This window comes from Streptomyces sp. NBC_00400 (assembly GCF_036048035.1).
Lineage (GTDB): Bacteria > Actinomycetota > Actinomycetes > Streptomycetales > Streptomycetaceae > Streptomyces.
Map to the genome: position 1 here is coordinate 1,942,432 of NZ_CP107940.1, position 26,977 is coordinate 1,969,408.

25 protein-coding genes are annotated in these 26,977 nt (G+C 71.4%); 7 read left to right on the forward strand and 18 right to left on the reverse strand.

Annotated elements, in window-relative coordinates; genetic code table 11:
• From kdpB to OHS81_RS08520, 6 genes are all read right to left on the reverse strand, one after another.
• A complete protein-coding gene (gene kdpB, locus OHS81_RS08495; protein WP_328383949.1) occupies positions 1-2,100 on the reverse strand; it encodes a potassium-transporting ATPase subunit KdpB in 2,100 nt (699 codons plus the stop codon).
• A 32-nt stretch (positions 2,101-2,132) separates the two neighbouring features.
• Positions 2,133-3,809: a potassium-transporting ATPase subunit KdpA gene (gene kdpA / locus OHS81_RS08500; RefSeq protein WP_328383951.1), complete on the reverse strand. Its 1,677-nt coding sequence runs from the start codon at positions 3,807-3,809 to the stop codon at positions 2,133-2,135.
• Positions 3,810-3,816: 7 nt separating this feature from the next.
• Positions 3,817-3,906 carry a K(+)-transporting ATPase subunit F gene (gene kdpF / locus OHS81_RS08505; protein ID WP_016575741.1) on the reverse strand — a complete coding sequence of 30 codons (90 nt, stop codon included), beginning with the start codon at positions 3,904-3,906 and terminating at the stop codon, positions 3,817-3,819.
• Between the two features lie 328 nt (positions 3,907-4,234).
• On the reverse strand, positions 4,235-4,999 hold the full coding sequence (locus tag OHS81_RS08510; RefSeq protein ID WP_328383953.1) for a DUF3710 domain-containing protein: 765 nt from the start codon (positions 4,997-4,999) through the stop codon (positions 4,235-4,237).
• Between the two features lies 1 nt (position 5,000).
• The gene (gene dut / locus OHS81_RS08515; RefSeq protein WP_088800457.1) at positions 5,001-5,522 is read right to left on the reverse strand and encodes a dUTP diphosphatase; all 522 of its coding nucleotides are present in this window, start codon (positions 5,520-5,522) and stop codon (positions 5,001-5,003) included.
• Positions 5,519-6,112 carry a PaaI family thioesterase gene (locus OHS81_RS08520; protein ID WP_328383956.1) on the reverse strand — a complete coding sequence of 198 codons (594 nt, stop codon included), beginning with the start codon at positions 6,110-6,112 and terminating at the stop codon, positions 5,519-5,521. Before OHS81_RS08520 ends, dut begins: the two co-directional genes overlap by 4 nt.
• Positions 6,113-6,170: 58 nt before the next feature.
• Here OHS81_RS08520 and OHS81_RS08525 point away from each other — a divergent pair, with 58 nt between their 5' ends.
• A complete protein-coding gene (locus OHS81_RS08525; RefSeq protein ID WP_328383958.1) occupies positions 6,171-6,614 on the forward strand; it encodes a DUF3093 domain-containing protein in 444 nt (147 codons plus the stop codon).
• 20 nt (positions 6,615-6,634) lie between these two features.
• Here OHS81_RS08525 and OHS81_RS08530 read toward each other — a convergent pair whose 3' ends face one another.
• The 4 genes from OHS81_RS08530 to OHS81_RS08545 all read right to left on the reverse strand — a co-directional run bounded on the left by OHS81_RS08530 (position 6,635) and on the right by OHS81_RS08545 (position 10,300).
• Entirely contained in the window at positions 6,635-7,447 is an 813-nt protein-coding gene (locus OHS81_RS08530; protein WP_443058837.1) for a hypothetical protein, read from the reverse strand.
• Between the two features lie 101 nt (positions 7,448-7,548).
• Complete coding sequence (locus OHS81_RS08535) at positions 7,549-7,851, reverse strand: DUF4193 domain-containing protein (RefSeq protein ID WP_003982531.1); 303 nt, start codon at positions 7,849-7,851, stop codon at positions 7,549-7,551.
• A 526-nt stretch (positions 7,852-8,377) separates the two neighbouring features.
• A complete protein-coding gene (locus tag OHS81_RS08540) occupies positions 8,378-9,640 on the reverse strand; it encodes a sensor histidine kinase (protein WP_328383962.1) in 1,263 nt (420 codons plus the stop codon).
• Between the two features lie 6 nt (positions 9,641-9,646).
• Positions 9,647-10,300 (reverse strand): response regulator transcription factor, encoded by a 654-nt coding sequence (locus OHS81_RS08545; protein WP_006602630.1) that lies wholly within the window; start codon positions 10,298-10,300, stop codon positions 9,647-9,649.
• Between the two features lie 324 nt (positions 10,301-10,624).
• Between OHS81_RS08545 and OHS81_RS08550 the strand changes: the two genes are divergently transcribed.
• Positions 10,625-10,801, forward strand: coding sequence for a hypothetical protein (locus OHS81_RS08550; RefSeq protein ID WP_006602631.1), 177 nt, complete (start codon positions 10,625-10,627; stop codon positions 10,799-10,801).
• A gap of 81 nt (positions 10,802-10,882) precedes the next feature.
• Here OHS81_RS08550 and OHS81_RS08555 read toward each other — a convergent pair whose 3' ends face one another.
• Complete coding sequence (locus OHS81_RS08555; RefSeq protein ID WP_328383964.1) at positions 10,883-11,728, reverse strand: inositol monophosphatase family protein; 846 nt, start codon at positions 11,726-11,728, stop codon at positions 10,883-10,885.
• Between the two features lie 54 nt (positions 11,729-11,782).
• Positions 11,783-12,937 (reverse strand): ferrochelatase, encoded by a 1,155-nt coding sequence (locus OHS81_RS08560; protein ID WP_328383966.1) that lies wholly within the window; start codon positions 12,935-12,937, stop codon positions 11,783-11,785.
• Between the two features lie 182 nt (positions 12,938-13,119).
• Between OHS81_RS08560 and OHS81_RS08565 the strand changes: the two genes are divergently transcribed.
• Together OHS81_RS08565 and OHS81_RS08570 are read left to right on the forward strand one after the other, a co-directional pair.
• Positions 13,120-14,403 carry an MFS transporter gene (locus OHS81_RS08565; RefSeq protein WP_328383968.1) on the forward strand — a complete coding sequence of 428 codons (1,284 nt, stop codon included), beginning with the start codon at positions 13,120-13,122 and terminating at the stop codon, positions 14,401-14,403.
• Positions 14,404-14,650: 247 nt separating this feature from the next.
• A complete protein-coding gene (locus OHS81_RS08570; protein ID WP_328383970.1) occupies positions 14,651-15,994 on the forward strand; it encodes a D-arabinono-1,4-lactone oxidase in 1,344 nt (447 codons plus the stop codon).
• 98 nt (positions 15,995-16,092) lie between these two features.
• Here OHS81_RS08570 and OHS81_RS08575 read toward each other — a convergent pair whose 3' ends face one another.
• The gene (locus OHS81_RS08575) at positions 16,093-17,307 is read right to left on the reverse strand and encodes a hypothetical protein (RefSeq protein WP_328383972.1); all 1,215 of its coding nucleotides are present in this window, start codon (positions 17,305-17,307) and stop codon (positions 16,093-16,095) included.
• 498 nt (positions 17,308-17,805) lie between these two features.
• Between OHS81_RS08575 and sepH the strand changes: the two genes are divergently transcribed.
• A complete protein-coding gene (gene sepH, locus OHS81_RS08580) occupies positions 17,806-18,864 on the forward strand; it encodes a septation protein SepH (protein WP_328383974.1) in 1,059 nt (352 codons plus the stop codon).
• Positions 18,865-18,981: 117 nt separating this feature from the next.
• On the opposite strand, the gene OHS81_RS08585 is transcribed toward sepH, so the two are convergent.
• Complete coding sequence (locus OHS81_RS08585) at positions 18,982-19,821, reverse strand: sulfurtransferase (protein WP_328383976.1); 840 nt, start codon at positions 19,819-19,821, stop codon at positions 18,982-18,984.
• A gap of 249 nt (positions 19,822-20,070) precedes the next feature.
• Between OHS81_RS08585 and OHS81_RS08590 the strand changes: the two genes are divergently transcribed.
• Entirely contained in the window at positions 20,071-20,847 is a 777-nt protein-coding gene (locus tag OHS81_RS08590) for a VOC family protein (protein WP_328383978.1), read from the forward strand.
• A 37-nt stretch (positions 20,848-20,884) separates the two neighbouring features.
• Here OHS81_RS08590 and OHS81_RS08595 read toward each other — a convergent pair whose 3' ends face one another.
• The 4 genes from OHS81_RS08595 to OHS81_RS08610 all read right to left on the reverse strand — a co-directional run bounded on the left by OHS81_RS08595 (position 20,885) and on the right by OHS81_RS08610 (position 26,459).
• Positions 20,885-21,550, reverse strand: a complete 666-nt coding sequence (locus OHS81_RS08595; RefSeq protein ID WP_328383979.1) for a thymidine kinase — start codon at positions 21,548-21,550, stop codon at positions 20,885-20,887.
• A 63-nt stretch (positions 21,551-21,613) separates the two neighbouring features.
• Positions 21,614-22,804, reverse strand: coding sequence for an alkaline phosphatase family protein (locus OHS81_RS08600; RefSeq protein WP_328383981.1), 1,191 nt, complete (start codon positions 22,802-22,804; stop codon positions 21,614-21,616).
• On the reverse strand, positions 22,804-23,397 hold the full coding sequence (locus OHS81_RS08605) for a DUF5998 family protein (RefSeq protein WP_129293815.1): 594 nt from the start codon (positions 23,395-23,397) through the stop codon (positions 22,804-22,806). The genes OHS81_RS08600 and OHS81_RS08605 overlap by 1 nt, the downstream gene beginning before the upstream one ends.
• A 38-nt stretch (positions 23,398-23,435) precedes the next feature.
• A complete protein-coding gene (locus OHS81_RS08610) occupies positions 23,436-26,459 on the reverse strand; it encodes a bifunctional acetate--CoA ligase family protein/GNAT family N-acetyltransferase (protein WP_328383985.1) in 3,024 nt (1,007 codons plus the stop codon).
• Between the two features lie 222 nt (positions 26,460-26,681).
• Here OHS81_RS08610 and OHS81_RS08615 point away from each other — a divergent pair, with 222 nt between their 5' ends.
• Entirely contained in the window at positions 26,682-26,963 is a 282-nt protein-coding gene (locus OHS81_RS08615) for an HPr family phosphocarrier protein (RefSeq protein ID WP_328383986.1), read from the forward strand.
• The last annotated feature ends 14 nt before the right edge of the window (positions 26,964-26,977 follow it).

Sequence of the window (26,977 nt, forward strand, 5' to 3'; positions counted from 1 at the left end):
TCACCCGATTCCGGGGAGGAGAGTGAGGAGCAGGTCGATGAGCTTGATGCCGATGAACGGTGCGATCAGACCGCCCAGTCCGTAGACGGCGAGGTTGCGGCGCAGCATCCTGTCGGCGCTGACCGGCCGGTACTGCACGCCCTTGAGGGCGAGCGGCACCAGCGCGACGATGATCAGCGCGTTGAAGATGATCGCCGAGAGGATCGCGGACTGGGGGCTGGACAGCCGCATGATGTTGAGGGTGTCCAGGCCGGGGTAGGCCACCGCGAACATCGCCGGGATGATCGCGAAGTACTTCGCGACGTCGTTGGCGATCGAGAAGGTCGTCAGTGCACCCCGGGTGATCAGCAACTGCTTGCCGATCTCGACGATCTCGATGAGCTTGGTCGGGTTGGAGTCCAGGTCCACCATGTTCCCGGCCTCCTTGGCGGCCGAGGTACCGGTGTTCATGGCCACTCCGACGTCCGCCTGTGCCAGCGCGGGGGCGTCGTTGGTGCCGTCGCCGGTCATCGCGACCAGCTTGCCGCCGGCCTGCTCCCGCTTGATGAGCGCCATCTTGTCCTCGGGTGTGGCCTCCGCGAGGAAGTCGTCCACCCCGGCCTCGTCGGCGATCGCCTTGGCCGTCAGCGGGTTGTCACCCGTGATCATGACGGTCTTGATGCCCATCTTGCGCAGCTCGGTGAAGCGTTCGCGCATGCCGTCCTTGACGACGTCCTTGAGGTGGATGACACCCAGGACCCGCGGGCCGCTCTCGTCCTCCAGGGCGACCAGCAGCGGGGTGCCGCCGGCCTGCGAGATGGCATCGGTGAGCTGCTGCGCGTCCTCGGCGACGCTGCCGCCGCGCTCCTTGACCCAGGCGATGACCGAACCTGACGCGCCCTTACGGACCTTGCGCCCGTCGACGTCCACACCCGACATCCGGGTCTGGGCGGTGAAGGGGACCCACTCGGCGTCCGTCAACTCGCCCTGGTGGCGCTCGCGCAGTCCGTACTTCTCCTTGGCGAGCACGACGATGGAGCGGCCCTCCGGGGTCTCATCGGCCAGCGAGGACAGCTGGGCGGCGTCCGCGACCTCGGCCTCGGTGGTGCCGCGGACGGGGACGAACTCGGCGGCCTGGCGGTTGCCGAGGGTGATGGTGCCGGTCTTGTCGAGCAGCAATGTCGATACATCGCCCGCGGCTTCCACGGCGCGGCCGGACATGGCCAGGACGTTGCGCTGCACCAGGCGGTCCATACCGGCGATGCCGATGGCCGAGAGCAGCGCGCCGATGGTCGTCGGGATGAGGCAGACCAGCAGCGCCAGCAGGACGATCATGGTCTGCTCGGCGCCCGCATAGATCGCGAAGGGCTGGAGGGTGACAACCGCCAGCAGGAAGACGATGGTCAGCGAGGCGAGCAGGATGTTGAGCGCGATCTCGTTGGGGGTCTTCTGCCGTGCGGCGCCCTCGACGAGGTTGATCATCCGGTCGATGAAGGTCTCGCCGGGCTTCGTCGTGATCTTGATGACGATGCGGTCGGAGAGCACCTTCGTCCCGCCGGTGACGGCCGAGCGGTCACCGCCGGACTCGCGGATGACCGGGGCCGACTCCCCCGTGATGGCGGACTCGTCGACCGAGGCCACGCCTTCGACGACATCGCCGTCACCGGGGATGATGTCGCCGGCCTCGCAGACGACCAGGTCACCGATGCGCAGTTCGGTGCCGGGCACCTGCTCCTCGGTGCTGCCGTTCAGCCGGCGCGCGACGGTGTCGGTCTTGGCCTTGCGCAGGGTGTCGGCCTGCGCCTTGCCGCGGCCCTCGGCGACCGCCTCCGCCAGGTTGGCGAAGATGACCGTCAGCCACAGCCAGGCGGCGATCGCCCAGCCGAACCAGTCCGAGGGAGACGTGCAGGCGAAGATCGTGGTCAGCACGGAGCCGACCTCGACCACGAACATCACGGGGGACTTGACCATCACCCGCGGGTCGAGCTTGCGTATCGCGTCCGGGAAGGACGTGACCAGCTGCTTGGGGTCGAAGAGACCGCCGCCCACGCGGCCGTCGCCGGGCTTGTGCCCGCTGGGGACGTCCTGGTGCGGGGCGCGAGTCGGAGTGGCGGTGGACATGGAGCCGGGCTCCTCTTGTTTCACAGAGGCGGTCATGACAGTCCCTCCGCCAGCGGGCCGAGGGCCAGCGCCGGGAAGTAGGTCAGACCGGTGATGATCAGGATCGTGCCGACGAGCAGCCCGGCGAAGAGCGGCTTTTCGGTACGGAGGGTGCCCGCGGTCTCCGGGATCGGCTTCTGCCCGGCGAGCGAGCCGGCCAGGGCGAGCACGAACACCATCGGCAGGAAGCGGCCGAGCAGCATCGCCAGGCCGATCGTGGTGTTGTACCAGGGCGTGTTGGCGTTCAGGCCGCCGAAGGCCGAACCGTTGTTGTTGGCGCCGGAGGTGAACGCGTAGAGGACCTCGGAGAAGCCGTGCGAACCGGCGCCCAGCGCCTTGGTGTTGAGCATCGAGCCCAGTGCGTCCGGCAGCACCATCGAGGCGGCGGTGAAGCCGAGCACCAGTGTCGGGGTGATGAGGATGTAGCAGGCGGCGAGCTTGATCTCGCGGGTGCCGATCTTCTTGCCGAGGTATTCGGGGGTACGGCCCACCATCAGTCCGGCGATGAACACCGCGATGATCGCCATGACCAGCATGCCGTAGAGGCCGGAGCCGACACCGCCGGGTGCGATCTCGCCCAGCATCATGCCGAGCAGCTGGATACCGCCGCCGAAGGCCGTGAAGGAGGAGTGGAACGAGTCCACCGCGCCCGTGGACGTGAGGGTGGTGGCCACCGAGAAGATCGAGGAGCCGCCGATGCCGAAGCGGGTCTCCTTGCCCTCCATGGCGGCCCCCGCGGCCTGCAGGGCCGGGCCGCCGTGGGCGAACTCGGTCCACATCATCAGGGCGGTGAAGCCGAGCCAGATGATGCCCATCGTGGCGAGGATCGCGTAGCCCTGCTTCACGTTCCCGACCAGCTTGCCGAAGGTCCGGGTGAGCGCGAACGGGATGACGAGGATCAGGAAGACCTCGAAGAGGTTGGTGAAGGCGTCGGGGTTCTCGAAGGGGTGGGCGGAGTTGGCGTTGAAGTAGCCGCCCCCGTTGGTGCCCAGTTCCTTGATGACCTCCTGGGAGGCGACCGCGCCACCGTTGGTCTGCTGGGAGCCGCCCATGAACTGACCGACCTCATGGATGCCCGAGAAGTTCTGGACGGCACCACAGGCGACCAGGACCAGGGCACCGATGACGGCGATCGGCACCAGCACCCGTACGGTGCCGCGGACCAGGTCGGCCCAGAAGTTGCCGAGGTCGCCGCTGCGGGAGCGGGCGAAGCCGCGTACCAGGGCGATGGCGACGGCCATGCCGGTGGCGGCGGAGACGAAGTTCTGCACCGCGAGGCCGGCGGTCTGTACGACGTGGCCCATGGCCTGTTCGCCGCTGTAGGACTGCCAGTTGGTGTTGGCGACGAAGGACGCCGCGGTGTTGAACGCCTGGTCCGGGCTGATCGACGCGAAACCGAGGGAGAGCGGCATACCGCCCTGGATGCGCTGGAGCAGGTAGAGGAAGAGCACACCCACCGCGGAGAAGGCCAGGACGCCGCGCAGATAGGCGGGCCAGCGCATCTCGGCATCCGCATTGGCGCCGATGCAGCGGTAGATGACCTTCTCGATACGGAGGTGCTTGGGGGACGCGTAGACGGCGGCCATGTAGTCGCCGAGGGGGCGGTACGCCAGGGCCAGCGCCGCGGTGAGCGCTATCAGCTGGAGCACGCCTGCGAGAAAGGGGCTCATGCGGTGCTCAGAACCTCTCCGGGAAGACGAGGGCGAGGACCAGGTATCCCAGCAGGGCGACGGCAACGATCAGGCCGACGATGTTCTCGATGGTCACAGCTTCGTCACCCCCTTGGCGACGAGAGCCACCAACGCGAAGACCGCGATCGTGATAACGACGAAGGCCACGTCGGCCATCGTGTGCTCCTAGAGGGATGGGGGGATCAGGACCCCCAAAGCAAAGCGCCCTTCCGACGCGGCTTGAACACTGTTGACGTCTCCCTTACGGCCATTAGCGCTCCGTTGACGGATTTCATACGCGTCTGGAGCTGACCTGCACAAACAACGAGGGCCCGGACCCCCTCAACGGGGGCCCGGGCCCTTGCGACCGTCGTTATCCAGCCGAGAAAGCGGACGCATTCGCGCCGCTTCAGCGCGCGGTGTGCTCAGCGGATCTCGGTGATCTCCGGTCCACGCTCCAGACGCTCCACACCACCGCCGAAACGCGACTGCTCGACCTGGTCCTGCTGCACGCCGTCCGGCACCATCTGGGCGTCGTCCGGCAGCTTCAGGACGATCGGGTCGCGGGGGGCCATCGGGCCCTCGCCGCGGATGATGACGGTGTCCCGGAAGATGTGTTCCAGCACGCCGGCGGCCTGCGGCTGCACCGCGCCCTGGCCGGAGATCACACCGCGCAGGAACCACCGGGGTCCGTCGACACCGACGAAGCGCACGACCTGCACACCGTTCGTGCCGTCCGGCAGCTGTACGGGGACCTGGGCACGCAGCTCCCAGCCCAGCGGGCCCTCGACCTCGTCGATGACGCCGCCCTGCTGGGTGATGCCCGCGGCGATCTCCTCGCGGACCTCGCCCCAGATGCCCTCGTTCTTGGGGGCGGCGAAGGCCTGCAGCTGCACGGCGCTGTCCTGCAGTACCACGGTCGCGGCGACGATGGCGTCACCGGCGACCTCCACCCGGAGCTCCATGCCCTCGACACCCGGCACGAACAGCCCGCCGAGGTCCACCCGGCCCTCGCCGGGCTCGGAGACCTCCGACGCGTCCCAGGGACCGTCGGGGCGCGGCGCGGGCGGAAGATTGAGCCGCTGCTGCGGCGCCCCGTCCTCGTCGGCGTCGCTCACCGCGTGCTCGTCGAGCGTGGTGTCCTCGACCGACTCTTCAGGAGCCTCGTTCTTCTTGCGACGTCCGAACACGTCACTGTCCTTCCCGGTCGGCACCGACCGATGCGTATTCATTCCCGCCCGTGGAGCCGCCCACCGCCGCATGACCGCCGGTGGAACCGAATCCCCCCTCGGCCCGCGCCGAGCCGGGAAGTTCCGCCACCTCGTGGAAGCGCACCTTCTCGACCTGCTGGACGACCAGTTGGGCGATCCGGTCGAACCTCTCGAACCGCACGCTCTCGCGCGGGTCCAGATTGACCACGATCACCTTGATCTCTCCACGGTACCCGGCATCCACCGTCCCGGGGGCATTGACCAGCGCCAGGCCGCAGCGCGCGGCCAGTCCGGACCGCGGGTGCACAAAGGCCGCATACCCGTCGGGCAGTGCGATCGACACCCCGGTGGGCAGCACGGTGCGCTCCCCCGGCGCCAGCTCGGCGGCCTCAGTGGTCACCAGGTCCACGCCCGCGTCCCCGGGATGCCCGTACGCCGGAACGGGCACGTCCGGATCCAGCCGCCGCAGCAGTACATCCACCGGATTCCGTCCCTGACTCATGGGTTCACCTCGAAGGCACGCGCTCGCTTGACCTGGTCCGGGTCGGACATCGCCGCCTGGATCTCCTCGGTCCTGCCGTTGTCGATGAAGTGGTCGACCTTCACCTCGATGAAGACGGCCTCGGCGCGCACCGCGACGGGGCCGTCCGGACCGCCTATGCGCCCCACGGCCGTCGAGTAGATCTTGCGCCCGTGCACCGCGGTGACCCGCGCGTCCAGATACAGCACCGTGCCCAGCGGCACCGGCCGTACGAAGTCGGTCTCCAGCCGCCCGGTCACCGCGATCACCCGCAGCAGCCAGTTCAGCGAGCCCAGGGTCTCGTCCAGCGCGGTGGCCAGCACCCCGCCGTGCGCCAGACCCGGCGCCCCCTGGTGGGCCTCCTTGACGGTGAACTCGGCGGACACGCTCACGCCGTCGCCGGCCCGCGCCTCCAGATGCAGGCCGTGCGGCTGGCCCGTGCCGCAGCCGAAGCACCGGTCGTAGTGCGCGCCGAGGAGTTCTCCGGGTGCCGGCGCGTCGGCATGCCGGACCGGAGCGACGGCGTCCGCCGGTGGCGTCAGCCGCGCCCTGGGTTCGTCAGTTCCACTCACGAGGTCAGACCCTACCCGCGCGCGTAACGCGCCCGCGCCGCCGTGCCAAGCTGGAGCCATGCAGCCGTACGAAGAACGCCTCACCGCGCCCCGGTCCTGGTGGGTGATCGCCGCGCTGATCGGCGTCGCCTGCGCCCTGATGCTGCTCCCCCTGGGGACGCTGTGGATGCTGGGCGGGCTGATCGGCGGAGCGGCCCTGTCCGCGGTGGCGGTGAGCTCGTACGGCTCGGCGCGGATCCGGGTGGTGGGCGGCGCCCTGATCGCCGGCGACGCGAAGATCCCGGTGACGGCACTGGGCGAGGCGCGGGCGCTGGACGCGGACGAGGCGCTGGCGTGGCGTACGCACAAGGCCGACGCCCGTGCGTTCATGCTGTTGCGCGCCTATGTCCGTACCGCGGTGCGGGTGGAGATCACCGATCCGCAGGACCCGACGCCGTACGCCTATCTCTCGACGCGGACGCCGGAGCGCCTGGTGGCGGCGCTGGCGGCCGGGCGGGGCTGACCGGCGCGCGGGGGTGCGGGTCAGCCGCCCGGTGAGGGCGGGGATTCCCCGGCCCGTTCGCCGCCCGCGGGGGCGTCCGGCGCGGAGGGGGGAAGGGCCTCCCAGGGGATCTGTTTCGTGCGCAGGTCCTTACGGATTTTTTCCGCAAGCTTTCTGGTGTCCCTGCGGTTCATGAACGCGCCGACCGAGGCGCCGATCATGAACGGGGCGAGGTTGGGGAGGTTGCGCAGCGTGCGCTTCATGATCTGCTGGCGCAGTTCACGCCTCATCTGCACACCGAGGGCGATGTTCAGCGAGGCCGGTTTGGTGAGGTCGACGCCCCGCTCCTCCGTCCAGGACATCAGACAGGCCATACCGCGCTGCCGGAAATTCCCGGCGGGCCGCAGGCCGTAGACCTCGTGCAGCTCGGCGATCAGTTTGATCTCGACCGAGGCGACGCCGGTGACCTCGGCGGCCAGCTCGGCCGGCATGGCGGGCGGTACGGGCAGCATCGCTGCCGCCCCGACGCCCGCTCCGACGGCCCCGGTGGCTGCGCAGGCGCCGGCGACCAGCTTGTCGGCCAGGTCCTCGGGGGTCAGTCCGGGGAACTGGGCGCGCAGGGTGGCGAGGTCACGGACCGGAACCCGCGGGGCGGTCTCGATGATCCGGTCGGCGATCACGGCAAGCCCGGCCCGTACCCTGCCGCCGGTTCTCCCGGCGCCACGGCCGACCATGGCCGCGAACGAGGCCGTACGACCTCTCCCCCGCTCTCGGTTTCGCTCGAGCGGGAGATGCCCCCACTGCGGTGCACCGGTCGTCCGCTCCGCGGGGAGGGCGCCCGGGTCGGCGGGCACGGGCGCGGTTTCCTCGCGTGATCGTGCGCCGGCCGCCGAGCCTTCGACGCCCTTGGAGCCCTTGCGGAACGGGTTCACGCCTGCCACGGCGTAGACCGGACTCAGGCCGCGCAGTCGCGGCAGATCGGCTGCCCGTTCTTGTCCTCCGCGGCGAGCTGGCTGCGGTGGTGGACCAGGAAGCAGCTCATGCACGTGAACTCGTCCTGCTGCTTGGGCAGCACGCGCACGGCCAGCTCTTCGTTGGACAGGTCCGCGCCGGGCAGCTCCAGGCCCTCGGCCTGCTCGAACTCGTCGACGTCGACGGCCGAGGCGGACTTGTCGTTCCGCCGCGACTTCAGCTCCTCAATGCTGTCCTCGTTGAGGTCGTCGTCGGTCTTGCGTGGGGTGTCGTAATCCGTAGCCATTTTCGCTCTCCCCCTCTGGGTGTCTGCGGTGTCTCAGCGCTCGTAACGCGTGAGAGGCCGGACTTGTGCCCGACCTGAGGCGGAGATTTTGCCTCACATCAAGGTCTGTTACTCAATCGACACCCAACCGCACCCCTGAAGAGGTGATCGGTTTGGATGGCGATCAGGACCGTACACGGTCCGAATGTCGCACCTCGCGCAGCCCATCACCTCTACTTCCCGTGATCTCACCCCCCGGAAACCCGGACTTCCCCGGCATTCCGACCGGCTTTTCGATCACAGAGCGTAGATGGCCGGAAAATCGCGTCTGTGAGGCATCACACACGCGCAGACCGGTGGGCGGACCGGTTCAATTCCGCGCAAAGCGAACTCGGCGAAGGATCCACGCCGACCCCCCTTGTCGTCAAACCGGCAGGCAAGGCGGTGTACGGCCGCGAGACGGGCGATCGTACGCACAGATGTCCGACGACTGCCCAGGGGGGTGCACAGCGGCTCCAGCGGGCGTACAACCCCCCTGTGGCCTGCGTCAGAGCGGCAGGACGACCCGCATCACCAGGCCGCCGCCCTCGCGGGGCTGGGCCGTGATCGTGCCGTCGTGCGCGCGCACCACCGAGCGCACGATGGACAGCCCCAGCCCGACCCCCTTGTCACTGCCGGTGCGCTCCGTACGCAGCCGCCGGAACGGCTCGAAAAGGTTCTCCACCTCATAGGCGGGAACCACCGGCCCGGTATTGGAGACCACCAGAACCGCACGCCCGTGCTGCGGCTCCGTCGTCACCTCCACCCAGCCCTCCTCCGGCACGTTGTAGCGCACCGCGTTCTGCACCAGATTCAGCGCGATCCGCTCCAACAGCACCCCGTTGCCCTGCACGAACACCTGCTCCCGCACCCCGCGCAGCTCCACCCCCTTGGCCTGCGCCTCCTCACGGGTCTGCTCCACCGCCTGCGAAGCCACCTCCGACAGATCCACCGGCTTCTTGTCCACGACCTTGTTCTCACTGCGCGCCAGCAGCAACAACCCCTCCACCAGCTGCTCACTGCGCTCATTGGTCGCCAGCAGCGTCTTGCCCAGCTGCGCCAGCTCCGGCGACGCCCCCGGATCCGCCAGCTGCACCTCCAGCAACGTCCGGTTGATCGCCAACGGCGTCCGCAACTCGTGCGAAGCATTCGACACGAACCGCCGCTGCGACTCGAACGCCCGGTCCAGCCGGTCCAGCATCTCGTCAAAGGTGTCCGCAAGCTCCTTGAGCTCGTCATCAGGACCCCCCAGCTCGATCCGCCGGTGCAGATCCGAACCCGCCACCCGCTGAGCAGTCCGAGTGATCCGCCCCAACGGCGACAACACCCGCCCCGCCATCGCATAACCGAAAGCGAACGCCACCACCGTCAGACCCAGCAAAGCCAGCAGGGAGCGGTTGAGCAGGCTGTTGAGGGCCACCGCGCGCTGGTGCTGCAGGCACTGTTCGACGGCCTGCTGGAGCAGCTGCCCGGACGTCTCGGTGGGCAGGTCGCAGATGTCACTGGTCGACTGGAACTTCCCGCCGAGGATCTTCAGCGGCAGCGCGCTGCCGTCGTGCAGCGCGTCCGCGGCCAGCATGTAGATGATCGTCAGCAGCACGATCCCGGCCATCAGGAACATGCCGCCGTACAGCAGCGTCAGCCGTATCCGGATCGTGGGCCGCAGCCACGGGAACGGACGGACATCGACCGGCCTGGGGTCCCAGGTCGGCTTGGGCGGAACGGGCGGCGGCGGGTTGGCCGCCTTGGAGAACGAGGGCAGGGAAGGCATCGCCGGTCAGATCCGGTATCCCGAGCCGGGGACCGTGACGATCACCGCGGGCTCGCCGAGCTTGCGGCGCAGCGTCATGACCGTGACCCGCACGACGTTGGTGAACGGGTCGGTGTTCTCGTCCCAGGCCTTCTCCAGAAGCTGCTCCGCCGAGACGACCGTGCCCTCGCTGCGCATCAGGACCTCCAGCACCGCGAACTCCTTCGGGGCGAGCTGGACCTCCTTGCCGTCGCGGAAGACCTCGCGGCGATTGGGGTCGAGCTTGATGCCGGCCCGCTCCAGGACGGGCGGCAGCGCGACGGTCGTACGGCGTCCGAGAGCGCGGACCCGGGCGGTCAGCTCGGTGAAGGCGAAGGGCTTGGGAAGGTAGTCGTCCGCGCCGATCTCCAGGCCCTCGACGCGGTCGCTGACGTCGCCGGAGGCGGTGAGCATCAGGACCCGGGTGGGCATCCCCAGCTCGACGATCTTGCGGCAGACATCGTCGCCGTGGACGACCGGAAGGTCACGGTCCAGCACGACGACGTCATAGTCGTTGACCGCGATCCGTTCCAGGGCGGCAGCGCCGTCGTAGACCACGTCGACCGCCATGGCCTCCCGGCGTAGTCCGGTGGCCACCGCATCGGCGAGCAGCTGCTCGTCCTCGACGACGAGAACACGCACGTCGCTAGTCCTTCCTCAGGGCCCTTTCGGGCAGGCACAACAATGTCTTCAGAGCACTTCCATCCTGCCCCGAAGAGCCATAAACCGGCGGTAAGGGGGGTGCGGAGGGGTGGAGAGCCCCGGGGTGGCACCCGAGGGGCAGGATTCCCGGGTGGGTTGAGGTTTCCCTGAGGTGAGCGGTGGGGAGGACGACTGCACACCCGCGATCACGCCCTGTTTATTTCGGCTATCCGCCTTGAACTGATCCATCGCAGGGACCACGCCGTGATCGAACCGCCCGTCGGCACACCCCCGTGCCCACCGACCCACGACGAGGGGGCGCACATGGACGCGTTCACCGCAGGCATTTTGCAGCGCATAGAGAACACCGAAGCTGATCTGGACCGGGCCCGCGCTGCGGGCGACGACTTCCTCGCCGAGGTCGAGCAGGCAGAACTCGAGGACCTGCAGCGACTGGCGACCGAGCACGGCGTGCGGTACGGAGCGGTCAGCAACGCCTGACCTCCCCCCGTCCTACGACGAGAGCGCCCCGGCATCCAGGGGACGGTGCCGGGGCGCTGTCGTGCCCGGACGCGGGTCCGATCAGTCGTGCCAGGCGCCGAGCTCGTCCAGGAGCGGCTGCAGCCGCTCGAAGAGGGCCGGGGAGGCGGCGAGGGTCAGCTCCTGGGAGACCGGCTTCCCGGGGCGCCCGCCGGTGAGCGCGCCGGCCTCCCGGGCGATCAGGGCGCCGGCCGCCATGTCCCAGGGGTTCAGACCGCGCTCGTAGTAGGCGTCGAGCCGGCCGCAGGCCACATCGCACAGGTCGATCGCGGCCGAGCCGCCGCGCCGGATGTCGCGGACCTGCGGCAGCAGTGTGCGCACCACCTCCGCCTGGCCCGCCCGGCGCTCGGCGAGGTAGCCGAACCCGGTGCCGACGAGCGCCTGGGAGAGCGGCGGGGCGGGCCGGTGGCGGATGCGCTCGCCGTTGTTGAACGCGCCACGACCGACGACGGCCTGGTAGGTCTCGCCGCGCATCGGGGCGGCGACGACCCCGACGACCACCTCGCCGTCCTTCTCCGCCGCGATGGACACCGACCAGGACGGCAGCCCGTAGAGGTAGTTCACGGTGCCGTCGACGGGGTCGATGACCCAGCGGATGCCACTGGTGCCGTCGGTGCTGGCGCCCTCCTCCCCCAGGAAGCCGTCGTCGGGGCGGTGCTCCCCGAGGAAGCCGGTGATCAGCTTCTCGGAGGCGAGATCCATCTCGGTGACGACGTCGATGGGGCTGGACTTGGTGGCGGCCACACCGAGGTCGGCGGGCCGGCCGTCGCGCAGCAGCGCCCCCGCGCGGCGGGCGGCCTCCAGGGCCAGGTCGAGAAGTTCGTCGTACAGCGCGTCGCTCTGCGCCGGGGCGGTCTGGGGGGCGTCGGGGTGCAGCGGGTCGGGCACGATGCTCCTTGCTCGGACGAGCGGTGATCGGGGGCGTGGGCGTGAGTGCGGGGCCTATGCGGGGGCCCGGTCGGCCGGGCCGCGCCAGTCGGCGCCGGCGGCGGCCGGGCGCGGTGCGCGCGCGGGGCAGCAGCCGACGGGGCACAGGTCGTGGCCGGCACCGAGGGCGCCCAGGGCGCAGCGCTCCGGGGTGCGGCCCCGTTCGGCGGCCGCGCGCTCCAGGAGGAGGTCGCGGACGGCCGCCGCGAACCGCGGGTCGGCGCCCACGGTCGCCGACCTGGCAACCGGAAGCCCCAGCTCGGCGGCCTTGGCGGTGGCTTCGGTGTCGAGGTCGTACTTGACCTCCATGTGGTCGGAGACGAACCCGATGGGAGCCATCACGACGGCCGGGACGCCGGCGGCGTGCCGCTCCTCCAGGTGGTCGCAGATGTCCGGCTCCAGCCACGGGATGTGCGGGGCCCCGCTGCGGGACTGGTAGACGAGCCGCCAGGGGTGGTCCACACCGGTCTCCGCCCGGACGGCGTCCGCGATCACCCGCGCCACGTCCAGGTGCTGGGCGACATAGGCGCCGCCCGCGCCGTCCTGCGTGTGGCCGTCGGGGGTGCCCGAGGTGTCGGCCGCGGCGGTGGGGATGGAGTGCGTGGTGAAGGCGAGATGGGCACCGTCCCGCACCTCCCGGGGCAGGGCCGCGAGGGATGCCAGCACGCCGTCGACCATCGGCCGGACGAAGCCGGGGTGGTTGAAGTAGTGCCGCAGCTTGTCGACCCGGGGCAGCTCCAGGCCCTCGGCCTGCAGGGCGGCGAGGGCGTCGGCAAGGTTCTCGCGGTACTGCCGGCAGCCCGAGTACGAGGCGTAGGCGCTGGTCGCCAGGACGGCGATACGGCGGTGACCGTCGTGGACCATGGTGCGCAGGGTGTCGGTCAGGTAGGGCGCCCAGTTGCGGTTGCCCCAGTAGACGGGCAGGTCCAGTCCGTGCCCGGCGAAGTCCTTGCGCAGTGCTTCCAGCAGTTCCCGGTTCTGGGCGTTGATGGGGCTGACGCCGCCGAACAGGAAGTAGTGCTGCCCCACCTCCTTCAGGCGCTCACGGGGGATGCCGCGGCCGCGGGTGACGTTCTCCAGGAACGGGACCACGTCGTCGGGGCCTTCGGGACCGCCGAAGGACAGCAGCAGCAGGGCGTCATAGGGGCGGGGGTCGCGCTGTTCGGGCATGCCATCGATCCTGCCACCCTTCCCATGGGTGCGGCGGGCAGGTCCCGGCGCCGGGAGGACCGGCCGCTGCGGCGGGCGGTGGCGGAAATCCGGAGGCGGCCGGCGGCACACCGCCCGTAAGCTGTATCGGCCCTTGTCATTCCTTACCGATCTATTCGGTCCTCACCGGCGGAGCATCCCCGTTGCCCAGTCCCTACCGCGCCATCTTCGGCCGCCCCGGCACCAAGTCGTTCTCCGCCGCCGGGCTGCTGGGCCGGATGCCGTTGTCGATGCTGGGCATCGGGATCGTCACGATGATCTCCCAGCTGACCGGCCGCTACGGCCTGGCCGGTGCATTGTCCGCGACGATTGCGCTGTCCGCCGCGGTCCTCGGCCCGCAGATCTCCCGGCTGGTGGACCGGCACGGCCAGCGCCGGGTGCTGCGCCCGGCCACCCTGGTGTCGGTCACCGCGGTCACGGGGGTGCTGCTGAGCGCGCAGCAGCGCTGGGCGGACTGGCTGCTGTTCGTCTTCGCGGCCTGTGCGGGGTGTGTGCCGAGCGTGGGGGCGATGATCCGGGCGCGCTGGGCCGAGCTCTACCGGGGGTCCCCGCGGGAGCTGCACACCGCGTACTCGTGGGAGTCGATCGTCGACGAGATGTGCTTCATCGTCGGGCCGATCCTGTCCATCGGCCTGTCCACCGCATGGTTCCCGGAGGCCGGGCCGCTGCTGGCCGCCGCTTTCCTGGCCGCCGGTGTCTTCTGGCTGACGGCGCAGCGGGCGACGGAGCCGGTGCCGCATCCGCGCGAACAGCACACCAAGGGATCCGCGCTGCGCTCACGGGGGCTGCAGGTGCTGGTGGTGACGTTCGCGGCCACCGGCGCGATCTTCGGGGCGGTCGACGTGGTGACCGTGGCATTCGCCGAGGAGGTCGGGCACAAGGCGGCGGCCAGCCTGGTCCTGGCCGTCTATGCGCTCGGCTCGTGTGCGGCCGGCGCGGTCTTCGGCCTGCTCCACCTCAAGGGGCATCCATCCCGCCGCTGGGTGGCGGGGGTGTGCGTGATGGCCGTGAGCATGGTGCCGCTGCAGCTGGTGGGCTCGCTGCCGCTGCTGGCCGTCGCCCTGTTCGTCGCCGGGCTGTCCGTCGCCCCGACGATGGTGACCACCATGGCGCTGGTCGAGGAGCATGTGCCGCGGGCGAAGCTGACCGAGGGCATGAGCTGGACCGGCACCGGCCTGGCAGTGGGCGTCGCACTGGGGTCGTCGGCCGCCGGCTGGGTGGTGGACGCCGCCGGGGCCGCCCGGGGCTATCTGGTGCCGGGGGCGGCGGGCCTGCTCGCCGCACTGGTGGCCTTCGCGGGCTACCGCAGGCTCCGCCCGCAGTCCGCGCCCGCGGTGGCAGGCCCGGCCGTGGCGGGAGGCCTGCCCGGCCCGACCGGCCCGACCGATCCGGCCACGGAGCGGCGGGGCGAGGAGAGCGTCACCTAACGGGGGCCCGGCCTCGCCGGTCCGCGGAGCTCCGACACGCCCGCCACCCCGCCCGCCTCGTGAACCCACCCCTCCCGTCGGGGAGTTACCCGCGGTACGACATGTCCGGGGGCCGGGCGGTTCGAGCCGGTTCCGTGCCGCTGTGATTCCCGTCACCCCGCCCTGACGGGGCGTCGGCGACTGACATCATGCGCTCAATCACGGCGGCCGGACACGGCCTGCCCGCGCGGAGGGAGGGGACGTCACCATGGCAGTCAGCAACGCCGTCGGCCGCTCGGGAGGGCGTGGTCCGACCATCGGGCCGTGGCGCAACTGGGCGGGCAATGTCACCGCCCGCCCCGCCCGGAGCGTGACCCCGGCGAGCACCGAGGAAGTGGCGGCCGCGGTACGCGCCGCCGCAGCGGACGGGCTGACGGTCAAGGCCGCCGGCACCGGCCACTCGTTCACTCCTGCCGCCGCCACCGACGGGCTGCTGATCCGCCCCGAGCGGCTGACCGGCGTCCGCGCGGTCGACCGCGAGGCCGGCACGGTGACGGTGGCGGCCGGTACGCCGCTCAAGCACCTCAACGAGACGCTGGCCGCACACGGACTGTCGCTGACCAACATGGGCGACATCATGGAGCAGACGGTCTCCGGGGCGACGTCCACCGGCACCCATGGCACCGGCCGCGACTCGGCGTCGATCGCCGCCCAGACCACCGCCCTGGAGCTGGTCACCGCAGACGGCTCGGTCCTGACCTGTTCCGCCGAGGAGAACCCCGAGGTCTTCGCCGCGGCGCGGCTGGGCTTGGGCGCGCTGGGCGTGATCAGCGAGCTGACCTTCGCCGTGGAACCGGAGTTCCTGCTGACCGCCCGCGAGGAGCCGATGCCCTTCGACGAGGTGACGGACCGGTTCGACGAGCTGGTCGCCGAGAACGAACACTTCGAGTTCTACTGGTTCCCGCACACCGGCAGCTGCAACACCAAGCGCAACAACCGCAGCCAGGGTCCGGCGGCGCCGCCCGGGAGGGTCAGCGGCTGGGTCGAGGACGAGCTGCTGTCCAACGGGGTCTTCCAGCTCGCCTGCACCGTCGGGCGGGCGGTCCCGGCCGCCATACCGGGCATCGCCAAGATCTCCAGCCGCGCCCTGTCGGCCCGTACGTACACCGACATCCCGTACAAGGTGTTCACCTCGCCGCGTCGGGTGCGGTTCGTGGAGATGGAGTACGCACTGCCCCGGGCGGCCGCGGTGGCGGCGCTGGGTGAACTCAAGGCCCTGGTGGAGCGCTCGGACTTCAAGGTCAGCTTTCCGGTGGAGGTGCGGACCGCGCCCGCCGACGACATTCCGCTGTCCACCGCTTCGGGCCGGGACACCGTCTACCTCGCCGTACACATGTACCGCGGGACACCGTACGGAGCGTATTTCGCGGCCGCCGAACGGATCATGACGGCACACGAGGGGCGGCCGCACTGGGGGAAGCTGCACACCCGCGACGCCGCCTACCTTGCCGACGCCTATCCGCGGTTCGGGGAGTTCACCGCGCTGCGCGACCGCCTGGACCCGGAACGCCGGTTCGCCAATGCCTATCTGCGGCGGGTCCTGGGGGACTGACCAACGACGGCCGCGGCCCGGCGCCCTGGGGTGGGCGCCGGGCCGCGGCCGTCGCGGGTGCGCCCCGTCCGGACGGTCCCTGCCGGATCGGAGCCGGCTCAGGAGGCGCCGGGATCGGGGACCGGCCCGCCGGACTGCTGTCCGTTCGGGAGGCCCCCCTGGCCTCCGGTGCCGGCCGGGCCGTCGCCGGAGCCGGTCTGTCCGTCACCGGCGGAACCGCTCGGGGACGGGTCCGGCGACGAGGGCGTGCCGGGATCCGGCGAGGTCTTGCCGCCGTCGGACGGGCTCGGGTCCGGCGACGGCGTGCCGCTGCCCTTGTCCGTACCGGTATCGCTGCCGGTGTCACCCGAGTTGTCCGGATCCGGGCTCCGACGGTCTCCGCCGCCGTGCCGGCTGCCGCCGTCCGGGGACTGACCGGAGCCTGGCGACTGCGGGGAACGGTGCTGCTGGCGTCCCCCTCCCCCGGTGTGGGTGAGGTTGCTCAGCGTCGTGCCCTGCGCCCCGCTCGGCGTCTGCCCGGTGATCAGCTCGGTGCCGGTGACCACACCCATGGCAAGCGCGAAGACCGCGAGCGCACCGAGCGTCGGCCGCTTCCAGCCGCGCAGCCGCGTGCCGTACGTCGCGGTGCTCAGCTCCTCGGGCGGACCGGCCGGATGCCGCGCGGCCGGAATACCGGCCGGGCGGGCGGACGCCGCGCCCAGCGCCATGGTCCGCTCGTCGAGGCGCGGCACCAGTTGTGTCCGGTCGGCGGACCGGCCCGGGTCGCTCCCGTCCACCGCGCGCAGGGCGCGGGTCGCCTCGGGGTCGGCGGCGCGCAGCAGCCGCGTCGCGTCATCCGCCGGCGGGGCGGGGTGGGCACCTGCCGGATCGCGCCGGCGGGCCTGCTCGGCCCGCGGGATCAGCTGCGTACGGGCGGTGCCGGGCGCGGACGTCCTGGCAGCGACGGAGGTGACCTTGTCCTCCGTGCCCTCCTTGTCGAAGGTCGGCAGCACCATCGTGGGCCCGGCCTGCCGGACGTCCGGTGTGGTGGATCGAGTGCGGGCGGCGGAGGGGCGGCGCGGCTTCGGCCGGGTGGTGACCGTCGCCTCCTTGAGCTGTTCACCGGTGCGCCGGAACAGGTGCTGGAATACCGAGCCGCCAGTAGTGGCCACGACACTGACCACACCGGCGCCGATGATGGTTCCGTAGACGCCGAGCCGGCCCGCGAGGTACGCGGCGACCGCCGCGGCGAGCGCGCTGCCGGCAACCTGAGCAAGGCTCAGGTCTATCCGCCTCTCCTTCTTCTTCGTGTCGCTTTCGGTTTCTTCGTCCATCTCCAACCTTTGATAGCCCCTTCGATCCATCCTGCATGGAGAAGTGACCATTCGGCGGAGTCAAAAGTTCCGATTTTGGGGAATCTGTGAAACTCGCCACCGACGTGCCAGGTAGAGAGGTCGACAAGGCGACTCAACTCCGTTGCGCGCCCAGAAGTTCAGCGGCGCGGCGGTCCACCTCAGTGGTCCGAATGGAGTACTGTGGCGAGCCCTGGCCCCGGTTCCCGTCCGGCTGCCCGGATCCCATGGGAGGGGGCCATGAAGGCGGCACTCACACCGGGGCGCCGCCGCTCGGTACGGGTGAACGGCGACAGGACAAGCGGCATGGTCACTGAGCGTGGCGAACAGGTAACCGTGTCATAACGGCGTTTCAGGGCCAAGCCCCGACACGCCGGGCAACTCGGCAATGTTGTGGCAGGCTGCACCCGGGCAGGCCACACTCGACTAGCGGAAGCAGCGACGCGAGTGACGTCGGCAGGCACCACCCGGGAGGTCCCCATGCCCGAACTGCGTGTCGTGGCCGTCTCCAACGACGGCACACGGCTGGTGCTCAAAGCTGCGGACAGCACCGAGTACACGCTTCCGATCGACGAACGGCTGCGCGCCGCCGTCCGCAATGACCGTGCACGGCTCGGCCAGATCGAGATCGAGGTCGAGAGCCACCTGCGTCCGCGGGACATCCAGGCCCGTATAAGGGCCGGTGCCTCCGCAGAAGAGGTCGCCCAGCTAGCCGGCATCCCCGTCGACCGGGTGCGCCGCTTCGAGGGCCCGGTGCTCGCCGAGCGCGCCTTCATGGCCGAGCGGGCCCGCAAGACACCGGTGCGGCGCCCCGGCGAGAACACCGGTCCGCAGCTCGGCGAGGCGGTGGCGGAGCGGCTGCTGCTGCGCGGCGCCGACAAGGAGAGCGTGCAGTGGGACTCCTGGCGCCGGGACGACGGCACCTGGGAGGTGCTGCTGGTCTACCGCGTCGCCACCGAACCGCACTCGGCGAGCTGGACGTACGACCCGCCGCGGCGGCTCGTCCAGGCCGTGGACGACGAGGCGCGGGCGCTGATCGGCGAGAGCGATGACACGCCCGAGCCGAGCTTCCCGTTCGTGCCGCGGATCGCGCGGCTGCCGCGCGACCGGCCGCTGGACCGCGCGTTGGACCGGCAGACCCCCGAGCGCGGCGAACGCCCGGCACCCTCCGGTGACGACGACGGCGAGCCGCGGGTCGCGGAGGAAGCCGTCGGCGAGCGGGATTCGCTGACCAGCCTGTTGGAGGCGGTGCCGAGCTTCCGCGGCGACATGGTCGTCCCGGAGACCGTGAAGTCGGCGCAGAGCGACGAGGAGTCCGAGGCCGAGGTCGAGGAGCCGCCCGCCCCGGCGGCCAGTGCGGGTGCGGGTTCCGCGTACGCCGATGTGCTGATGCCACGCGCGGTGGCCGGCCATCGCGACCGGCTGACCGGGACGACGGACCGGCAGGCCGAGGCGGACGGTGTACGGCCCGGCCGCCGCGCCGCGGTGCCCAGCTGGGACGAGATCGTCTTCGGCACCCGGCGCAAGAAGCCGGAGTAGCGGGAGGGCCCTTGAGGCCCTTCCCGACGTGTACCACGCCGTCCGCCCGCCCCCTGAATGCCAGGGGGCGGGCGGACGGCGTGGTACGACGCCCCCGTTACGGGCCCCGGCGGGGGCTCAGCCGGGCTGCGGGCCGGTGGCGACGGGGCGGGACGGATCGGCCGACCACTCGCTCCAGGAGCCGACGTACAGGGCGGCGGGGACGCCCGCGACCGCGAGGGCCAGTACCTCATGTGCGGCGGAGACCCCGGAGCCGCAGTACACACCGACCTCCGCCTTCGGCGTGGCGCCCAGCGACGCGAAACGCTCGGCCAGTTCCGACGCCTCGCGGAAGACGGTGCCACCCTCGACGACGTTCTCGGTCGTCGGGGCGGACACGGCACCCGGGATATGGCCGGCGACCTTGTCAATCGGTTCGACCTCACCGCGGTAACGCTCGGCGGCGCGTGCGTCCAGCAGGACTCCGCGGCGGGCCACGGTGGCCGCGTCATCCGCCCGCAGCAGCGCCAGGCCGCCGGGTACCGGGCTGAAGTCACCTTCCTGCGGAGTCGATTGATCGACACTCAGGGCGCCGCCGGCCGCCTCCCAGGCGGCGAGGCCGCCGTCCAGGACGCGCACGTCGGGGTGACCGGTCCAGCGCAGCAGCCACCAGGCGCGGGCGGCCGCCCAGCCCTGGCCGCCGTCGTAGACGACCACCGGGCGGTCCGCGCGGACGCCGGCGGCCCGCATGGCCTCGGTGAAGACATCGAGATCGGGCAGCGGGTGCCGGCCACCCTGACCGGGAGGCGAGGCCAGCTCGCTCTCGAGGTCGACGTAGACCGCGCCGGGCACATGACCGGCCTCGTACTCGGGGCGACCGGGCGGGCCGCCCATCTGGTAGCGGACATCCAGGACGGCCGGAGCGATGGGCCGGTCCAGCTCGCTCGCGAGTTCGGTAGCGGTGATGATGGCATTCATGGGACTCATCCTTGCGTAGCGACGGCTACGTACAGAAGGTAGGCGCCGACCCTCCGTATGACGCAGTTACGTCCTGCCGTAACGCCGCTGAGGCGGATCGGAAACGTCAAAGCGGGCATTCTCCCTCGCGAACCGGCCATGGACGGCGCGGCCGGGGCGCTCACCAGGTCACCGGGTGCGAGCATCTGCTCGGGACCCGCGCCCGTGGCGCAGATGGTCAGCACCCGACGCTCCGAGGAGAGAGTGACAATGACGACCGAGGCAGCGACCCGGCGGATGCCCGGCGCGCCCTGCTGGGTGAGCCTCCTGGCCCACAGCCTGTCCGCGACGCAGGAATTCTACGGCGCGCTGTTCGGCTGGGAGTTCCGCCCGGGACCGCAGCATTTCGGTCCGTACGCCCGGGCCTTCCTCCACGGCCGGGAAGTCGCCGGGCTCGGCGAACTGGCGCCCGACCGTCATCTCCCGGTCGCCTGGACCACCTACCTGGCGAGCGATGACGCGGACGCGACCGCCGAGCAGATCCGTTCCTGCGGCGGGACGGTGGGCGTCGGGCCACTGGATGCGGACGACGACGCGGGGCGGATGGCGATCGCCTCCGACCCGCAGGGCGCGATCTTCGGCATCTGGCAGGGCAGGTCGGTGGCAGGCACCACGATCACCGGTGAACTGGGCACCCCGGCATGGAACGAGCTGGTCACCCGGGACACGAGCTCCGTCCTGACGTTCTACGAGCATGTCTTCGGCTACGAGGCGGAGCCGGTGATCTCGGCGAACTTCGACTATCTGACGCTGCACCTCAAGGAACGCCCGGTGGCCGGTATCCACGGCGTGGGCAACGCCCTGCCGCGCGACCGGGGTTCCCACTGGATGACGCACTTCGCCGTCTCCGACACGGACGCGGCGGCCCGCCGGGTCACCGAGCTGGGCGGCCAGGTGCTGCAGCCCGCCCGGGACTCCGCCCACGGACGGCTGGCGACGGTCTGCGACAGCGAGGGCGCCGTCTTCACGATCGCCCAGCGGAACTGAGGGACAGTCACACCGGGCTGCCCCCCGGCGGCCGGACCTACTTCGCGCTGTCGACCGGCAGAACGTCCGGGGAGAGCGCGGCCGCCCGGGCGGTCGCCGAGGTCTGGCGGCGACGGTGGTGACGCCGGCACAGTACCTCGTAGCCGACCTCGGTGTGCGCGCCGTCCACGTCGCCGACGACATCGCCGACCACGACCTGAGCGCCCTCGACGACCATCCGGCCGTCGACCGTACGGGCGTTGTGGGTGGCGCGCGCGCCGCACCAGCACAGCGCCTCGACCTGCAGCACCTCTATGCGGTCGGCCAGTTCGACCAGCCGCTGGGAGCCGGGGAACAGCTTGCTGCGGAAGTCGGTGGTGATACCGAAGGCGAAGACGTCCAGGTCGAGGTCGTCGACGATGCGGGCGAGCTGGTCGATCTGTTCGGGGACGAGGAACTGCGCCTCGTCGGCGATGACGTAGTCGACCCGGCCGCCGGCGGAGAGATGGTCGACCACATGCGTGTAGAAGTCCATGCCGTGCGCCGCCTCGACGGCCTCGGTCACCAGGCCGAGGCGGGAGGAGAGCTTGCCGCGGCCGGCCCGGTCGTTGCGGCTGTAGATCATGCCTTGCAGACCGCGGGAGGAGCGGTTGTGCTCGATCTGCAGAGCAAGTGTCGACTTTCCGCAGTCCATCGTTCCGGAGAAGAACACCAGCTCAGGCATGGGGTGTTGCGGGCCTTTCAGGCTCGTACGGAAGAGTGGGGGCGGGCGGGCGGACCGCGCGGGTCAGGTGCGGACTTCCAGGAGCGGCACCAGCTGCTCCACCGGGGTCATCGAACCGTGCATCCCGACCATCTCCGATTCACGGGGCTCCCGTTCGGTCGCGATGATCACCATATCGGCGTGCGCCGCCGCGACGACATCGCCGATCCGGGCACGCACCCGGTCGTCGACGGACGGTCCGAACCACCCCGCGGCGATGGCCTCTTCACGGCTCGCCACCCACATCTGCTCACCGACCACCTCGCGCCATACGGCGAGCACATCGGCGGCCGCGCCCGGGTGGGCGTACACATGACGCGCGCGGCCCTCGCCCCCCAACAGGCGCACACCGGCGCGCAGTTCCCAGTCCTCGTCGAAGTCGATCCGGGACTCGGGGTCGAAGGGGATGTCGATCATGCCGTGGTCGGCGGTGATGTACAGCGCGCTGCGTGGCGGCAGTTGTTCCGCCAGCCGCTGGGCGAGCCGGTCGACGTACATCAACTGGCCGCGCCAGGCGTCGGAGTCGACGCCGTAGCGGTGCCCCTTGCCGTCCACCTCGGAGTAGTACGTGTAGACCAGCGAACGGTCACCGGCGGCAAGCTGCTCAGCGGCGAGGTCCATCCGCTCCTCGCCGGAGAGCCGGCCGTGGAAGGTGCCGCCGCTCAGCGCGACCTGGGTGAGCGGGGTGTGCTGGAAGCTCGGCGCGGAGACCTGGCAGGTGTGGATCCCGGCGGCGTCCGCGCGCTGGAAGACCGTCGGATACGGCTGCCAGACATGCGGGTCGGTCCACGGGTACCAGCGCAGCTGGTTCATCAGGGCGCCGGTGACCGGGTCCTCGCAGGTGTAGCCGGGCAGGCCGTGGGCGCCCGGCGGCAGGCCGGTGCCGACCGAGGCGAGCGAGGTGGCGGTGGTGGACGGGAAGCCCGCGGTGAGCGGGCGGCCGCTGCCGTTGAACGACGTGTCCAGGAGCGAGGTGAGAAACGGCGCCTCCTCCGGGTGGGCCCGCAGCAGTTCCCAGCCGAGGCCGTCGATCAGGAAGACACAGGCGCGGTCGGCGGGCGCCAGCTCCATCGAGGTGGCGAAGCCGGTCATGCCGAGCCCCGTGGCGATGGTGGGCAGAAGGTCGGCGAGCGAACCGGTGCCGTACCGCGGCACCGGGGCGCCGAGCGGGTCGAGCGGTTCGGGTTCCGGCCAGGCGGGGGCGATGTGGACCATCAGCGGGGGGAGGGGGTGGCCGCGGTGGCCTCGGAGAGCGCCTGGGCGAAGGTGAGCGTCTCGCGCACCGAGTCCGGTCCGTCACCGGCCTCGCTGACCCGCAGCGAGAGGTCGTCCGCGGTGGAGGAGCCCGTGTAGCCGTGGTCCGCCTCGCAGTTGGGGTCGCCGCAGGCGGCGGGCTCGAGGTCCAGACGGGCGACCGCGCCCCAGCCGATGGTGAGCACGACCTCGCGGGGCAGCCGGCCCGGGGTATACGACTCGGGGTTGGCGACCACCCGGCTGAGTACCACGGAGGAGATCCGGCTCAGCTTGACGGATTCGGTGGAGGTGGTGGCGTACGGCGACGGGGAGGTGGCGTCGGCGGCCTGCTCGTCGGTGTGGCTGACGATGAAGCGGGTGCCGGTCAGGACCAGGACCGTGACATGGCGGCGGACCTCGTTGGCGTCGAAGGTCGTCTCCTGGTGGACGAGGTACGACGTCACGGGCTCGCCGCCGACCGCGGCCTGCACCGCCTCGGCCACGAGCGTCGGGTAATAGCCGCTGCGCTCGATCGCCGCGCGCAGCCCCTGGGTCGTCGTACCGGTCTTAGCCATGGGGTCCATCTTACGGGGCGTACCGGGCCGCGAGAGCCTCAGTAGACGGGCAGCCGGCGGGGGCCGAGGTCAGTGGTGGCGGGGGCCCGGGCCAGACGCACGGTCGCCCCCAGTACGGAGAGGCCGTGTGCGGCGACGACGACCGGTTCGAGGTCGACGCCGACGACCTCGGGGTGGTCGTCGACGAGCCGGGAGACGCGCAGCAGCACGTCGGCCAGAGCCGTGGTGTCCACGGGCTGGGAGCCGCGCCAGCCGAACAGCAGCGGGGCGGCGCGGATCGAGCGGATCTGTTCGGTGACCTCGCGGTCGGTGGCGGGGATGAGGCGGTGCGCGATGTCGCCGAGCAGCTGGGAGGGCGCCCCGGCCAGGCCGAAGGAGAGCACGGCGCCGGCGGCCGGGTCGATGGCGGCACGGATGACCGTGTCGACGCCGCGCGGCACCATCGACTGGACGACCGGGCGCAGCTCCTCCGGAGAGCCGAGGAAATCGGTCAATTCGGCGTAGGTGCGGCGGAGTTCGGACTCACCGGCGATATCGAGACGTACCCCGCCGAGGTCGGCGCGGTGGCGTAGATGGGGTGCGGTGGTTTTCAGGGCCACCGGATAGCCGAGGCGGGCGGCGGCGCGGACGGCGGTGTCCGGGTCGGGGGCCGGCAGGACGGGCCGGGTGTGGATGCCGTAACGGGCGAGCAGGGCCTCGGCGTCCTGGGGCGGCACCGGGACGGAGCGGCCCGTGGGGGCGTCGGGGGTGAGCCGGTCGAGCAGGCGCTCGATGTCGGCGCCGGCCGCCGCCTCCTGGATGTCGTCGTAGGCGGGCACCCGGCCCGGCTCGGCAGCCTCCCGGCGCCATGCGGCGTAGCGGACGGCCTCGGCGAGGGAGCGCACGGCGCGCTCGGCGGCGGGGTAGGCGGGGATACGGAGCGGCGCCGGGCGGGGCCTGGGCGGGGTGGCGGCGCCGGCGTCACGGGCCGGGTCCGGCCGGCGTAGGGCGAGGGTGGGCGGAGGGCCCGGGGGGACCGGAGGGCGTACGCGGTTCGCCGGGGGGTGCGGGGGCTGCAGGGGCTCGGCGGACCGGGCGGACGCGGGGGCCGGGCCCTCGGGGCGGACCGGCTCGCTGCGGGCGGGCGCCGCGGGTCCGGGCGGCTGCGACTGCGCGGGTGCCGGTGCCGGTGCCGGTGCCGGTGCCGCAAGTGTCTCGGCCAGATCGTCCATGGCGAGGTGGACGACCGTCACCGGCTTCTCCGGATGCGCCTCGGCCGCGGTCCGCAGCGCGGCGGCGAGTGCGGCGCCTTCGCTGCCGGCCGGGGAGACTGCGGCCCCCTCCCCCACCCAGGGGATGGCCGTGACGACCACGGCATCGCAGCCGTCGCCGGACAGTGCCTCGGCGAGCGCGGCCCGGAAGTCATCGGGTGTCGCCGCGGAGGGGAGTACACGGGGGCTCTGCGGGCGCAGCCCTTCGGTCAGGCAGGCGTCGTAGGCGAGCAGCGCCAGCGACTCGGAGTTGCCGAGGATGGCGATGCGCGGGCCGGCCGGCAGCGGCTGGGAGGCCAGCAGCAGACCGGCGTCGATCAGCTCCGTGACCGTGTCGACGCGGATCACGCCGGCCTGGCGCATCAGGGCGGCGACGGTGCTGTCGGGGACGCGGACCGTGGGCACGGCGTGACCGGGCGGGGCGGTGCCGTTGTGCCGGGCCCCCTTGGCGACCACGACCGGTTTGACGGCGGCGGTGCGGCGGGCGAGCCGGGCGAATTTGCGCGGGTTGCCGATGGACTCCAGGTAGAGGATCACGACATCGGTGTCCGGGTCGTCGTACCAGTACTGGAGCAGGTCGTTGCCGGAGACATCGGCGCGGTTGCCGGCCGAGACGAAGGTGGAGATGCCGGCGATCCCGCCGTCACCGGGACCGCGCGCATGCAGTCCGCTGAGCAGGGCGATACCGATGGCACCGGACTGGGTGAACAGGCCGATGTGGCCGGCGCCGGGCATCCGGGGGGCGAGGGAGGCGTTCAGCCGGACGCCGGGGGCGGTGTTGATCAGGCCGAAGGCGTTGGGCCCGATGAGCCGCATACCGTACGAGCGGGCCTGGCGGAGCAGGGCGCGCTGCCGCTCCCGGCCGTCCGGGCCCGCCTCTGCGTAACCGGAGGACAGGATCAGCACGCCCTGGACGCCGTGTTCACCGCAGTCGCGGACCACGTCGGGGACACTGTCCGCGGGGACGGCGATGACGGCGAGGTCCACCGGGTCGGGGATCTCCCGCAGAGTGCGGACGGCCGGCACCTCTTCGGGCTGCAGCCGCTGCATGTCGTCGGGGAAGGCGTGGTTGACGGCGTGCACCCGGCCCGTGAAGCCGGATTCCAGGAGGCTGCGCAGCGCGGTGCGCCCGACACCCCCGGGGGCGCGGCCGGCGCCGATGACGGCGACCGAGCCCGGGGCGAGCAGCCGCTGTACGGAGCGGGCCTCGGCACGCTGCTCGCGGCCGCGCATCACGGCCATGGACTGCTCGGTCGGCTCCAGATCGAACTCCAGGCGGACCACACCGTCTTCGAAGGTGCGCTTGTGGGTGTAGCCGGCGTCCGTGAAGACCTTGATCATCTTGGAGTTCGCGGGGAGCACTTCGGCGGCGAACCGGCGGATGCCGCGCTCGCGGGCGACGGCTGCGATGTGCTCCAGGAGGGCGGAGGCGACACCGCGGCCCTGGTGGGCGTCCTGGACGAGGAAGGCGACCTCGGCCTGGTCGTCCTCGGGGCTCTTTGCGGGCAGCCCCTGGTCGTTGATCCGGTCGTAGCGGACGGTGGCGATGAACTCGCCGCCGACGGTGGCGGCGAGCCCTACCCGGTCGATGTAGTCGTGGTGGGTGAAACGGTGCACATCGCGGTCGGACAGGCGCGGATAGGGCGCGAAGAAGCGGTAGTACTTCGACTCGTCCGAGACCTGTTCATAGAAGGAGACCAGCCGCTCGGCGTCGTCGGGGGTGATGGGGCGGATCCGCGCCGTACCGCCGTCACGCAGCACCACGTCGGCTTCCCAGTGGGTCGGGTACGCGTGGTCCTGCGGCTTGTGCATGCGGACAGCGTACGACCGGCCACCGACAACCGGCTCGGCGCGCGTACGCTCGGGATGCGGGGCAGGCTGAGGAGGCCGTACGGACGTACGCTCCGGTCGGCCTGCCGGACCTCCCTCGGGGAGACCGATGGCCGCAAAAGGCCAGGACAAAGGGCTGCCCAGCACTCCCGGCAGCGTGAGAGACTGGTCTAGACAACAGTCACGACTTTGAAGGGCAACACCATGGCAGAGCGCCGCGTCAATGTCGGTTGGGCCGAGGGCCTGCACGCCCGCCCCGCGTCGATCTTCGTCCGTGCGGCCACCGCCTCCGGCATCCCCATGACGATCGCCAAGGCTGATGGCAACCCCGTCAACGCGGCCTCCATGCTCGCGGTCCTGGGCCTGGGCGCCCAGGGTGGCGAGGAGATCGTGCTGGCCTCCGACGCCGAGGGCGCCGAGGAGGCGCTCGACCGTCTGGCCAAGCTCGTCGCCGAGGGTCTTGAGGAGCTCCCCGAGACCGTCTGAGTCCCCCAGGACTT